Here is a 12,451-nt window from a genome sequence, read left to right as displayed (position 1 = left end):
AATCCATTCTTTCTTCGTGTGGGCACGATGGATAGCTTCGCTTCGCTCGCAATGACGAAACCTCACCCCAGCATCTTCCTTAATTCCGCCTTCGCCACCTTCTCCAGTGTCGAGCGCGGCATGTCGTCGACGAAGTGAATCTCGCGCGGCACCTTGAAGTCCGCCAGTCCGTTTCTGCAGGCGGCCAAGACCGTGTCATGCAGATCGGCTGGAGCGCCCTTGACGCCGGCCTGCGGAATGATGAACACGACGGGCACTTCATCCAGCATCGCATGCTTCTTCGCCACCACCGCGGCCTCGCGCACCCCGGGCACCACTGCAATCACCTGCTCGATCTCGGATGCCGCGACATTCTCGCCGCCGACCTTGAGCATGTCCTTGGTGCGGTCGCCGAATTTTATGAAGCCGTTCTCCAGCAGGGTGACGCGGTCGCCGGTGATGAAATAGCCGTGCTCGTCAAAACTTTCGCGCGTGGCCTTTTCGTTGTGCAGATACTCTGAAAACAACGACAGGCCGGGGATGCCCTTGATCAGGAGATTGCCGGTGCCGCCGACGGGGGTAGGCCGGCCGTCCTCTTCAACGATGCGGATCTGATATTCGGGTGCGGCGCGGCCGATCGACATCGGCGTATTGGGCTGGTCGACCTCGCCGACGATGCCGTGGGTGATGGTTTCGGTCATGCCCCACCAGCCGATCGTCTTGACCCCGAACGCGGCAAACGGCGGCGGCTCGGATACCGCGGTGCCCCACAGCCGGAACTTGTGGTTATCAGGAATCTCATGTTCCAGCAGGGCCTTCATGCAGAAGGGGATCGTCGAGGTCCAGGTGCAGTTGTGTTCGAGCGCCACGCCCCAGAAGCGGCTCGCCGAAAATCGCGGCTGGATCACGCAAGTCGCGCCGACCCATAGCGTCGCCAGCATCGAATAGGCCAGCGCGTTGGTGTGGAACAGCGGCAGGTAGGTCTGGTGCACGTCATCAGCGTGCAGGTCTTCGTGCGCGGCATTGATCTTGGCGCCCCACAGCGCATTGGCGTGCGTCCACAACACCGCTTTCGGCCGCGACGTGGTGCCGGAGGTATATTGCACACTGCACGGCGCGAACGGATCGGCGGCGCGGCGCGGCCGGTCGGCGCTGTCGGCAAATAATGATTCAAAACTGTCGCCGCGTGGTGTGCTTTGCGCAGGCGTAGCTCCGGCATCGTGCGAGATCACGGCGATCCAGCGCAGGCCGCGGCAATTGGCCGAGATCAGTTCGGCATAGGCGGGCTGGGTGATGGCGGCGACCGCGCCGCAATGGCCGGCGAAATATTCCATCTCGGCTGCCGCCGAGCGCGTGTTGGTGGTGACGGCAATCGCGCCGAGCTCGACGCAGGCAAACCAGGCGAGCATGGCCTCGATGCAATTGTCGAGATGGATCAGCACATATTCGCCGGGCTTGATGCCGCGTTTGACGAGGCCGGCGGAAAGCGCGCCGACGCGTTCGTGAAACTCGCCATAGGACCAGCTCCGCGCCCGTGCCTCGAACGGCGCCCAGATCAGGAACGGATGGTTGCGGCGGCTCTCGGCGCGCATCCGCAGCAGCCACGGCACGTCGAGCCCTGCGAATGGTCCGACGATACCCGGCGCGGCCTGTGAATTGGTCATTGGTCCTCCCGTGCAGCTTCATCGGCTGCCTTGATTTTGCTTGGGAGTAGTTCTGCCATCGGATGGCGCGATGGGCAAATCGGCATTTGGGGGCCAGCTTTCTCCACGTCATTGCGAGGAGCGAAGCGACGAAGCAATCCATCCATCCGTTATGCTGCGCGATGGATTGCTTCGCGGAGCCTGTCATCCGGCGGCGCTTCGCGCCGACCGGGTGGCTCGCAATGACGGGGAGGGGCCTGCACTAGCCCCCGCCACCCTCATACGACGAAATCTCGATCAGGCTCCCATCGGGATCCCGGCAATAGACCGATCGCAGCGTGCCGCGGGCGCCCTGCTTTGCCACGGGGCCTTCCTCGATCGGCACGCCATTGGATTTCAGGTGCGCCATCACTTCGTCCGGCGTGCTTGACGTCAGGAAGCACAGATCGTCGCTGCCGGCGGCTTCGTGGTCGGCCGTGAACCACTCGACCTTGTTGGCATCGCGCGGCCGCACATTGATCTTCTGGTTACCAAACACCAGCGAGGTCCGCGGCGTTTTGCCCGCACCCGGATCGAATACCTTGACCTCCATGCCGAGAATCTTCCGGTACCACTCGGTAGAACGCGCCACGTCGGACACATTGATGACGAGATGGTCGAGCGCGTTAACCCTGACAGACATGCCTTATCCTTTCGTCGCGGTCGGTGGCGCTTGCGTCGCACTGGCCGCACCTGACTTTGTTTGTTACAACGCGGGCCGCGTTCCGTTCAATAGAGCCGCGCCTCAATAGAAACGGACTGGGCTTTGAATCCCGGCCTCCAAGGAGAAGTTTTATGATTTCACGTCGCACCGCGATTTGCCTGGCCGTCATCGGTCTTTCTACTGCCGCTTCGATGGGCGGCGCTTTGGCGCAGGATTACCCGACCCGCCCGGTGAAATGGGTCGTTGGATATCCGCCGGGCGGCGCGACCGATATTATCGCGCGGCTGCTCGGCCAGCGGCTCTCCGAACGGCTGGGCCAGCAGTTCGTGATCGAGAACAAGCCCGGCGCCGGCAACAATATCGCCACCGAATCGGTGATCAACGCCGAGCCTGACGGCTATACCCTGCTGTTCGTCAATCCCGCGAACTACATCAACGCCTCGCTCTATGCCAACCTGAAGTTCAACGTGGTCCGCGATATTGCGCCGGTCGCAGCGTTCAACCGCGTGCCGAACGTGATGACGGTCAACAAGGACGTGCCGGCGAAGACGGCCGCGGAGTTCATTGCCTATGTGAAAGCCAATCCCGGCAAAGTGAACCTGGCGTCGTCGGGTAACGGTACGTCCGTTCATCTGTCCGGCGAAATGTTCATGGCGATGGCCGGCGTCAAGATGCAGCACGTGCCCTATCGCGGCGCAGCACCCGCGATCACTGATCTGCTCGGCGGTCAGGTCCAGCTGATATTCGACAACATGCCTTCCATCCTTCAGCATGTCCGCGCCGGCTCCGTGCGGGCGCTGGCCGTCACTGGTACGGCGCGGTCGCCGCTGTTGCCTGACGTGCCGGTCCTTGCCGATACTATCCCGGGTTACGAGGCGAGCGCGCTGTTCGGCATGGGCGCCCCGAAGAACACGCCGAAGGCCGTCATCGAGAAGCTGAACAAGGAGATCAATGCTGTGCTGGCCGAGCCGGCGATCAAGGCGCGCCTGCTCGACCTGGGCGGCGAACCACTGATCGGCCCGCCGGAAGCGTTCGGTGCGATGATCGTGGCCGAGACCGAGAAGTGGAAGAAGGTCATCGAGGAAGCCAAGGTCGAAAAAGTGCAGTGATCTACCTCACGGAACGTTGGCGCGGTCGTGGTGTTTTATCGAAAAGGCGACGCGGCTTCTGCGTCATGTGAGGGAGATCGATGATGCGCAATGCAATGTTAGCGATATTGGCGCTGTCGGCGGCGACAGTCGGCACGGTGGCGGGCAGTTCGCCGGCGGCGGCGTACGATTATCCCTATTGCGTCCAGGGCCGGGGCGTCGGCGTTCCCGGCGACTGCTCCTACAGCACCTATGCCCAATGCATGGCCTCGGCGTCCGGGCGCGGCCTCTACTGCAATGTCAATCCGCGCGTTGCCTTCGGACAGCAGCGGCGGATGCGGGTTTATCGGGATTATTGACCGGGCCTCGCGAATCCTTCCCAGGGTGGCCGGACTGACGCGCGAAAGCTTTTTGCGCTGATGATCCGGCCATCTGCTCTTCCGTTGTCACAACTCTCAGCTTCGTGATGCAAACGCCGGCTTGACGGCGTTTCTTTTGCGTCTATACCAAACCGTATGGTTAAGTATCAAGAAGACGTTCTGGACCGCACCTTTGCCGCGCTTTCCGATCCGACCCGGCGCGCGCTGCTGGCGCGGCTCGGCGATCGCGAAAGCCTTTCGGTCAGCGAGCTGGCGCAGCCGTTCTCGATGTCGCTGCCCGCGATCATGAAGCACCTCGATGTGCTGTCTGACGCCGGCCTGATCGCGCGCGAAAAGACCGGCCGCACGGTCGCGTGCCGGTTGACCGCCGAGCCGATGGAGCAGGCGATGGAGTGGATCAATCGCTACCAGCGCTTCTGGTCCGATGCTCTCGACCGCCTTGCCGCTTTTGTGGAGGAAGACCCATGGCCACCCAGTCAAGCCTTGCCAAGCACGACGCTATCAGCGACGCCGAACTCGCTGCGCGGCCAAGCCTCACGCTCACACGCCGGTTCAGCGCGGCGCCCGAAAAAGTCTACGCCGCGTGGGCCGACCCGCAAAAGCTAATGCAATGGTTCGGGCCAACCTCGGTCGAGGAGGGCTCGGTCAAGGCCGATATCGATCTGCGCGTCGGCGGCCGCTACCGCATCAGCTTCAGCGCCAACGGCAATTACAACGAGGTCGGCGGCGTCTATCGCGAGGTCATTCCGAACCAGCGGCTGGTTTTTAGCTGGGCATGGCATTCGACGCCGGAGCGGGAATCGCTGGTGACGATTTCGATCAAGCCGGAAGGCAGCGGCACGCTGCTCATCTTCAATCACGCGCAGTTCGTCGATGCGACCGCACGCGACAATCACGAGCGCGGATGGACGGAATTCCTCGGCAAGCTCGAAAGCTACCTGGCCTGAACGCAGGAGCGCCCCATGCAGCCTCACCCCGTCGTTTCCCGAGAAGAATGGATCGCCGCCCGCGAGGCCCACCTTGCGCAAGAGAAGGAATACACCAAGGCGCGCGAGCGCCTGGCCGAGGAGCGCCGTGCGCTGCCATGGGTCAAGATCGACAAGGATTACGTGTTCGATGGGCCCGATGGAAAAGTGTCGCTGGCCGACCTGTTCAGGGGACGCAGCCAGCTCGTGGTGCAGCACGTCATGTTCGCGCCCGACTGGAACGAGGCCTGCAAGAGCTGTTCGTTCTGGGCCGACGGCTTCGAGCGTATGATCCCGCATCTGGCCGCCCGCGACACCACGATGGTCGCGATCTCGCGCGCGCCGCTGCCAAAGCTTGCCGCCTTCAAGCAGCGGATGGGCTGGACGTTCGACTGGCTGTCGTCAGGCGGCAATACGTTCAACTACGACTACGGCGTTTCATTCACGCCGGAGCAGATCGAGAGAGGCGGCAATTACAATTTCGGAACCACCTCGTTCGGAAGCGAGGAAGCGCCCGGAATCAGCGTGTTCTATCGCGACGAGGAAGGGAACATCTTCCACATCTATTCCTGTTACGCGCGCGGCCTCGACATGATGAATGCCGCCTACCACTATCTCGACCTGACGCCGCTCGGGCGCCACGAGGAAGGCCTGCCCTATCCAATGGACTGGGTGCGGCTACGTGACCAATACCAACCGGCGCCGGTTCAGGCATCTTGTTGTCATGGTTAGCGGCCATTAGCGCTGCATTCTCCGCTGTCATTCCGGGATGGTCCGAAGGACCAGACCCGGAATCTCGAGATTCCGGGTTCGATGCTTTGCATCGCCCCGGAATGACGGCGCCCGCTCGCAATGACTTAAAATAACGGAGAGCAATGTCCATGCCTTACGTCGATGGTTTCATCGTCGCCGTCCCGAAGAAAAACCTCTCGGCCTACGCCGCCTTGTCGAAGAAGTGCGGCAAGATCTGGCGTGAATACGGCGCGCTGGATTACCGCGAATGGGTCGCCGACGACGTCAAGGTCGGCAAGCTCACGTCCTTCCCGCGCAGCGTCAAGCTGAAGCCGGGCGAGACCGTGATATTCTCCTGGATCACCTACAAGTCGCGCGCCCAGCGCGACAGGATCAACGCCAAGGTGATGGCGGATCCGCGGCTTAGCGAGATGATGGATCCGAAAGCGAAGCCGCCGTTCGACGGCAAGCGGATGATCTATGGCGGCTTTGAAAGCCTGGTGAAGGTGTAGCTCGTAATCGTCGCGGCGAGCGGCGCTGATCGTCGTCGGTCATCAAGCGCCGTCAGCGCCGGCGCTAGCTCGCCCGTCAGTTCGGCCGGGCCTGCGCCTCAAGCTGCCGGCTATAGCGGGACATGGCAAAGCAGAAGACGAAATAGATCACCCCTACGAACACGTAGACCTCGACGCTGAACGGCTGCCAGGCCGGATCGATGATTGACGTCTTCGCCGTCGTCAGCAGGTCGAAAATGCCGATGATCAGCACCAGGCTGGTATCCTTGAAGAAGGCGATGAACGTGTTCACCAGCGGCGGGATCACGTGGCGGATCGCCTGCGGCAGGATGATCAGGCCGTTCTTCTTCCAGTAGGAAAGCCCGAGCGCGTCGGCGGCGTCGTGCTGCCCTCTCGGTACGGCCTGCAGTCCGCCGCGGATAACTTCGGCAAGATAGGCGCCGGCATACAGCACGAACGCGATCTGAGCCCGGAGCAGTTTATCGATGTTGACGCCGTCGGGCATGAACAGCGGAAACATCACGCTCGCCATGAACAAGAGGCTGATCAGCGGGACGCCGCGGATCAGTTCGACATAGAGCACGCAGAGCGATCGGATCGCGGGAAGTTTCGAGCGGCGGCCCAGCGCCACGACGATGCCGAGCGGAAAGCCGAAGGCGAGCCCGAACGTTGCCAGGATCAGCGTCACCGGTAGCCCGCCCCAGCGGTCCTGCGACACGTAGGTTAGTCCTGCGATGCCGCCCCACATCAGCACGCCGATCAGCGCCAGCGCCGCCGCCCACACCGCCACCAGTTCCTTGCGCCACCAGCTCCGCCGGCTCGACACATAGAACAGCGCAATGAATGTCAGGCACACCAGCGCCGGACGCCATTGCTCGCTGAATGGATAGGTGCCGAACAGGATGAAGCGATATTTCTCGGGGATCACGGCCCAGCAGGCGCCGAGCCCGCGGATCGACCGGCAGGCGCCGGTCTGGTCGCCGGGCACCGACCAGATCGCATTCCAGTAGCCCCATTGCACGAGGCTCCCGAACGCCTTTGCGAGCAGCGCGATCAGCAGCACGGAAATGACGCTTGAGGTGACCGAGGCGAACAGGTTGGCGCGCAGCCAGCGGATGACGCGCCCGCCCGGGATCTTGCGCGATCGCGCGCTGTTGAACGGCAGCGGATTTTGCGGCGCATCAGTAATCGACGTCATGGGATCAGCGCTCCACCAGCGCGATGCGCGCGTTGTACCAGTTCATGAACAGGCTGATGCCGAGGCTGATGGTCAGGAACACCATCATGATGAGCGCGATGGCTTCGATCGCCTGACCGGTCTGGTTCAGCGTCGTGTTGGCGATCGACACCACGTCCTGATAGCCGACCGCGACGGCCAGCGAGGAATTCTTGGTGAGGTTCAGATACTGGCTGGTCATCGGCGGAATGATGACGCGCAGCGCCTGCGGCAGCACGATGCGCTGAAGCACAAAGCTCCGGCGCAGGCCGAGCGCGTTGGCCGCATCCCATTGGCCCCTGGGCACAGCCTGGATGCCGCTACGGACGATTTCGGCGATGAAGGCAGACGTGTAGGTGACGAGCGCGATCAGCAGCGCGAAATATTCCGGCGCCAGCGTCAGCCCGCCGACGAAATTGAAGCCGCGCAGTTCGGGCAGCGTGACGGTCCAGGATGCGCCGAGGCCAAACGACACCAGCGCCGGCAATCCCACGAGCAGGGCCAGCGCGTAGGGCCAGAGATGGCGCACCTTGCCGTCGGCCATCTGTCGCGCCATCAATTGCCGCCGCAGCACATAGAGGGCGATCAGCCCGGCGATGACGGCCGCGATCACCCAGAGATTTGCTTCCGCGATCGGGACTGATGGAAGCACCAGGCCCCGGTTGGAAAGAAACACTCCCTCGATCGGCTTCCATGCTGCCCGCGCCGCCGGCAATCCCTGCATCAGCACGTACCAGAGCAGCAATTGCAGCAGCAGGGGAATGTCGCGGAGCAGTTCGACATAGACGGCGGCCAGCCGTGACAACAGCCAGTTCGACGACAGCCGCGCGATGCCGATCAGCGTGCCGAGCACGGTCGCCAGCACGATGCCGATCACAGCGACACGAAGCGTATTGACGATGCCGACGATGAAGGCGCGGACGTAGGGGTCCTTCGGGCTATAGGCGAGCCAGGTGTCCGCGATCGGCATGCCGGCTTCGCGGCCGAGAAACGCGAAGCCGGTCGAAATTCGGCGTACCGAAAGATTGTGCAGGGCGTTCGACCACAGGAAGGCGACGATCGCGACCGCGATCCCGACCACTGCGACCTGCCAGAGCAGGCCGATGATCTGCTGGCGGTTCAGCGAGAAGCGCAGCCGCCTGCGGTGTGGGAGGTCGGGTGTGGATGTCGTCACAGCACAAGGATCCTTCTGGCGACAGGCGATCTTCGGCCATGCGCCCTGGGGCGCGTTTCAAACGTTGCACCAAAACGGTATTTGTGCAACATATGTTTCATGGCGCAGTCCCAGCCGAAATCCTCGCCGCTGAGCGAACTATGCAGTGCCCTGCCGTCGCTGCCGGCGCGGCTGCAGCAGGTCGGGCGCTTCGTCGCCGCCAATGATTACGACGCCACCACGCGTTCGATGCGCGATCTGGCCGCCGAGGCCGGCGCCGATCCCGCTGCCTTCACGCGTCTGGCCAAGGCGCTGGGCTATTCCGGATGGGACGAGTTGCGCGCCGCGTTGACCGAGGCGCGCCGGCCGGCGCAGGCCCAGCCGTTCTCGGCCCGCACCCGCGCCGGCCGCAAGGGGCCCAACGCCGACATCTCGCTGGTCGCCGACAAGCTCGAAGCCGAGGCGGCGGGCCTTGCGCGCATTTCCACGAGTTCCGTGGCCGAAGCAGCCAAGGCGCTGCATGCCGCGCGGCGAATCTGGATCGCCGGCTTTCGAAGCTGCCGCAGCGTCGCCGAGTTGCTCAACTATCAGCTCCGGCTGTTTCGGTCTGACGAGGTGCAACTGGTCGGCGGCTCCGGGCCGGAAGATCTCGACCTTGGCGCCTTCCAGCGTGGCGATGCGGTCGTGGTCATCGGCTTTGCGCCCTATTCCAGGGCCAGCGTGCTGTCGGCGCGCGCCGCGCATGATTCCGGCGCCACATTGATTGCGATTGCCGACGCGATCACCGCGCCGATGGCGGAGGGCGCCGATCATCTGCTGCTCTATGAGGCCGCCGCATCGCCCGGATTCTTCCCGAGCCTGACCGGCGCCATTGCGATTGCGCAATCGCTGGCGGCGGTCACCTTCGTGCTGGGCGGCGCCAAGGCAAAGCGCCGCCTTGAGGAGACCGAAGGCCGGCTGGCCGCGATGTCGCAATATGTTGCCGAGGAGGGTTGACCGTCATGCGCGTCAGCAAGAGCCGGGTGCTGCATCGAAGCCTGCGTGACACCCCTCCCAGGGCGATCGGCGGCGAGGGCGTCTGGCTGATTGGCGAGGACGGAAGGCGGATTCTGGATGCATCCGGCGGCGCTGCCGTCTCCTGTCTCGGCCACCAGCATCCGCGCGTGCTCGAGGCGATGTCGCGGCAGGCGTCCAAGCTGGCCTACGCCCACACCAGCTTCTTCTCGTCGGAGCCGGCCGAAGCGCTGGCCGACAAGCTCGTGGGCCACGAGCCCGGCGGTCTGGGTTACGCCTATCTCGTCAGCGGTGGTTCGGAAGCGATCGAGGCCAGTATCAAGCTGGCGCGGCAGTATTTTATCGAGATCGGCCAGCCGCAGCGCCAGCGCTTCATCGCGCGTCGCCAGAGCTATCACGGCAACACGCTGGGAGCGCTGGCTGCCGGCGGCAATGCCTGGCGTCGCGAGCCCTATGCCCCGCTGTTGTCGTCGGCCTTCAGCCACGTGACCCCAGCCTTCGCCTATCACGAAAAACAGGACAGCGAATCCGAGGCGGATTTCGTCGGCCGGCTGGCGGCCGAGCTCGAAGCGGAATTCCAGCGTCTCGGCCCGGATAACGTGGCGGCGTTCATCGCCGAGCCCGTTGTGGGCGCGACCGCCGGCTGCGTGCCGGCGCCGGAGGGATATTTCCGCGCCGTCCGGGAGATCTGCGACCGGTACGGTGCGCTGGTCATCCTCGACGAGGTGATGTGCGGCATGGGCCGCACCGGCACGCGTCACGCCTGGGAGCAGGAAGGCATCGCGCCCGACATCCAGGCGATCGCCAAGGGACTGGGCGGCGGCTACCAGCCGATCGGCGCCATGCTTGCGAGCGCGCGCATCGTCGATGTGATCCGCGACGGTTCGGGCGCGTTCCTGCACGGCCATACTTATATGGCGCATCCGCTGGCCTGCGCCGCGGCGCTCGAGGTGCAGCGGGTGATCGATGACGAGCAATTGCTCGACAGGGTCAGGACTCTCGGCGCCCAGCTCGAGCGGCGGCTGACCGAGCGTTTCGGCAATCACCGCCATGTCGGCGACATCAGGGGCCGCGGCCTGTTCCAGGCCATCGAACTCGTCGCCGATCGCGCCACCCGCGCCCCGTTCGACCCGGCGCTGAAATTGAACCAGCGCATCAAGGCGATCGCGTTCGAAGGCGGCCTTGGCTGCTATCCCGCGGGCGGATGCGTGGATGGCCGCAGCGGCGATCATGTGCTGCTCGCGCCGCCCTATATCGCGACGTCGGACGATATCGACATGATTGTCGACCGCCTCGGTCACGCGGTCGATAGCGCCTTGAAGAGTGTGGGTCATTAGCAGGAGGAACGATATGAAGAAGGTCGTCATCGCTACAGGCTTGCTCGCCGCGTCGTGCCTGACGGCGCAGGCCGGAACGCTTGATACGGTCAAGCAGCGCGGCATGCTGGTGTGCGGCGTCAGCGCCGGTTTTGCCGGCTTCTCGACGCCGGACTCGCAAGGCAATTACAAGGGGCTCGACGTCGACTATTGCCGCGCATTGGCGGCCGGCGTGCTCGGCGACGCCAAAAAAGTGCGATACGTCGCACTCACGGCGCAGAACCGCTTCACCGCCCTGCAGTCAGGCGAAATCGACGTGCTCTACCGCAACTCGACCCAGACCTATCTGCGCGGCGTGACGCTCGGGTTGCGGCAGGGCCCGGTCAATTTCTACGACGGCCAGGGGTTTGTCGTGCGTGCCGATGCCGGCGTCAAAGATCTCAAGGGCCTGAACGGCGCCACCGTCTGCGTCGCGCAGGGCACGACCCACGAAGTCACGCTCGGCGATTACGGCCGCGCCAACGGCATCGAATGGAAGCCGCTGGTGTTCGACCGCACCGACACCATGTACCAGACCTTCTTCGGCGGGCGCTGCGATGCCATGACCCAGGACGCTTCCGCCCTGGCGGGCGCCGTCACCACGGCGGCCTCGAATCCCGCCGACTATGTCGTGCTGCCGCAGACCATCAGCAAGGAGCCGCTCGGCCCGTTCACCCGCAACGGCGACGAGGTGTGGACCGACATCATCGCCTGGCTGCACTACGGCCTGATCGAGGCGGAAGAACTCGGCGTCACCGCGGCCAATGCCGACGAGATGGCGAAGTCCAGCAGCATCCCGGCTATCCAGCGGCTGCTCGGCACGTCAGGCGATCTCGGATCGCGGTTCGGCCTCGACAACAAGTGGATGCTGCAGGCAATCAAGGCGGGTGGCAATTATGGCGAGATATTTGAGCGCAATGTCGGCAAGTCGAGCCCGCTGAAGCTCGATCGCGGCCTGAACGCGGCCTGGGCCAAGGGCGGCCTGATGTACGCCCTGCCGTTTAAATAAACTCACGCTGCGGCGCGTCGGGTTGACACCAGCCGTGCCGCAGCCAGACTGATCCGCATGCGCATCACCCTGATCCACGCCCTGAAACATTCGATCGTGCCGATCGAGGCCTCCTTCGCCAGGCTTTGGCCGGAGGCCCGCCTGATGAACCTGCTCGATGACAGCCTGTCGGCCGATCTGGCGCGGGACGGCGGGCTCACCGAAGCCATGACCGAGCGCTTCCTGAAGTTAGGGCGCTACGCGGCCGGCACCGGTTCGGACGCAATCCTGTTCACCTGCTCCGCCTTCGGTCCCTGCATCGAAGCGGTCGCCCGCGCGCTTGCCCCGATGCCGGTGCTCAAGCCCAATGAGGCGATGATCGAGCAGGCGGTCGCGCGGGGGCGCCGAATTGGGCTGCTGTCGACGTTTCCGCCGACACTGGCCTCGATGCCGCCGGAGTTTCCGCCGTCGATCGAACTGGTGCCGAAACTGGCGGAAGGCGCCATGGCCGCGCTCGATCGCGGCGACCGCGCGACCCATGACCGCCTGGTGGTCGAAGCTTCAATAGATTTGCGCGATTGCGACCTGATCGCGCTGGCGCAATACAGCATGGCGCCTGCGGCAGAACGGGTCGTCGAGGTAACCGGGCGGCCGGTGCTGACAACGCCCGACAGCGCGGTGCTGAAATTGAAGGGAATGCTTTCCGCCGGCCGGCCTTAGGTT

The 12,451-nt window shown here is 64.0% G+C and carries 14 protein-coding genes; 10 read left to right on the top strand and 4 right to left on the bottom strand.

What is annotated here, in order from left to right; genetic code table 11:
* Nucleotides 1–62: 62 nt before the first annotated feature.
* Together C7G61_RS03380 and C7G61_RS03370 are read right to left on the bottom strand one after the other, a co-directional pair.
* Entirely contained in the window at nt 63–1,643 is a 1,581-nt protein-coding gene (locus tag C7G61_RS03380) for an AMP-binding protein (protein ID WP_108512605.1), read from the bottom strand.
* A 241-nt stretch (nt 1,644–1,884) separates the two neighbouring features.
* Nucleotides 1,885–2,304 carry a VOC family protein gene (locus tag C7G61_RS03370; protein WP_108512603.1) on the bottom strand — a complete coding sequence of 140 codons (420 nt, stop codon included), beginning with the start codon at nt 2,302–2,304 and terminating at the stop codon, nt 1,885–1,887.
* 152 nt (nt 2,305–2,456) lie between these two features.
* Between C7G61_RS03370 and C7G61_RS03365 the strand changes: the two genes are divergently transcribed.
* The 6 genes from C7G61_RS03365 (at nt 2,457) to C7G61_RS03335 (ending at nt 6,002) form a co-directional block, all read left to right on the top strand.
* The gene (locus C7G61_RS03365) at nt 2,457–3,434 is read left to right on the top strand and encodes a Bug family tripartite tricarboxylate transporter substrate binding protein (RefSeq protein ID WP_108512602.1); all 978 of its coding nucleotides are present in this window, start codon (nt 2,457–2,459) and stop codon (nt 3,432–3,434) included.
* An 83-nt stretch (nt 3,435–3,517) separates the two neighbouring features.
* Nucleotides 3,518–3,772 carry a DUF3551 domain-containing protein gene (locus C7G61_RS03360; protein ID WP_108512838.1) on the top strand — a complete coding sequence of 85 codons (255 nt, stop codon included), beginning with the start codon at nt 3,518–3,520 and terminating at the stop codon, nt 3,770–3,772.
* A 156-nt stretch (nt 3,773–3,928) separates the two neighbouring features.
* The gene (locus tag C7G61_RS03355; protein ID WP_108512601.1) at nt 3,929–4,399 is read left to right on the top strand and encodes an ArsR/SmtB family transcription factor; all 471 of its coding nucleotides are present in this window, start codon (nt 3,929–3,931) and stop codon (nt 4,397–4,399) included.
* Complete coding sequence (locus tag C7G61_RS03350) at nt 4,399–4,740, top strand: SRPBCC family protein (protein WP_244608109.1); 342 nt, start codon at nt 4,399–4,401, stop codon at nt 4,738–4,740. Before C7G61_RS03355 ends, C7G61_RS03350 begins: the two co-directional genes overlap by 1 nt.
* Nucleotides 4,741–4,755: 15 nt before the next feature.
* Nucleotides 4,756–5,490, top strand: a complete 735-nt coding sequence (locus C7G61_RS03345; RefSeq protein WP_108512600.1) for a DUF899 domain-containing protein — start codon at nt 4,756–4,758, stop codon at nt 5,488–5,490.
* 149 nt (nt 5,491–5,639) lie between these two features.
* Nucleotides 5,640–6,002 (top strand): DUF1428 domain-containing protein, encoded by a 363-nt coding sequence (locus C7G61_RS03335; protein ID WP_108512836.1) that lies wholly within the window; start codon nt 5,640–5,642, stop codon nt 6,000–6,002.
* A gap of 76 nt (nt 6,003–6,078) precedes the next feature.
* Here the strand turns inward: C7G61_RS03335 and C7G61_RS03330 are convergent, their stop codons facing one another.
* Both C7G61_RS03330 and C7G61_RS03325 read right to left on the bottom strand, forming a co-directional pair.
* Complete coding sequence (locus C7G61_RS03330; RefSeq protein WP_108512599.1) at nt 6,079–7,200, bottom strand: amino acid ABC transporter permease; 1,122 nt, start codon at nt 7,198–7,200, stop codon at nt 6,079–6,081.
* A gap of 4 nt (nt 7,201–7,204) precedes the next feature.
* Nucleotides 7,205–8,392, bottom strand: coding sequence for an amino acid ABC transporter permease (locus C7G61_RS03325; RefSeq protein WP_108512598.1), 1,188 nt, complete (start codon nt 8,390–8,392; stop codon nt 7,205–7,207).
* A gap of 99 nt (nt 8,393–8,491) precedes the next feature.
* Here C7G61_RS03325 and C7G61_RS03320 point away from each other — a divergent pair, with 99 nt between their 5' ends.
* The 4 genes from C7G61_RS03320 to C7G61_RS03305 are packed head-to-tail and all read left to right on the top strand — an operon-like array spanning nt 8,492 to nt 12,448.
* Nucleotides 8,492–9,367 carry a MurR/RpiR family transcriptional regulator gene (locus tag C7G61_RS03320; RefSeq protein WP_108512597.1) on the top strand — a complete coding sequence of 292 codons (876 nt, stop codon included), beginning with the start codon at nt 8,492–8,494 and terminating at the stop codon, nt 9,365–9,367.
* Between the two features lie 5 nt (nt 9,368–9,372).
* Nucleotides 9,373–10,722, top strand: coding sequence for an aspartate aminotransferase family protein (locus C7G61_RS03315; RefSeq protein WP_108512596.1), 1,350 nt, complete (start codon nt 9,373–9,375; stop codon nt 10,720–10,722).
* A gap of 13 nt (nt 10,723–10,735) precedes the next feature.
* Nucleotides 10,736–11,749, top strand: a complete 1,014-nt coding sequence (locus tag C7G61_RS03310) for an amino acid ABC transporter substrate-binding protein (RefSeq protein WP_108512595.1) — start codon at nt 10,736–10,738, stop codon at nt 11,747–11,749.
* Between the two features lie 57 nt (nt 11,750–11,806).
* Nucleotides 11,807–12,448, top strand: a complete 642-nt coding sequence (locus tag C7G61_RS03305; protein ID WP_108512594.1) for an arylsulfatase — start codon at nt 11,807–11,809, stop codon at nt 12,446–12,448.
* Nucleotides 12,449–12,451: the final 3 nt, after the last annotated feature.

Source organism: Bradyrhizobium algeriense (assembly GCF_003062295.1).
GTDB lineage: Bacteria > Pseudomonadota > Alphaproteobacteria > Rhizobiales > Xanthobacteraceae > Bradyrhizobium > Bradyrhizobium algeriense.
This window is presented reverse-complemented; position numbering and strand designations above follow the sequence as displayed.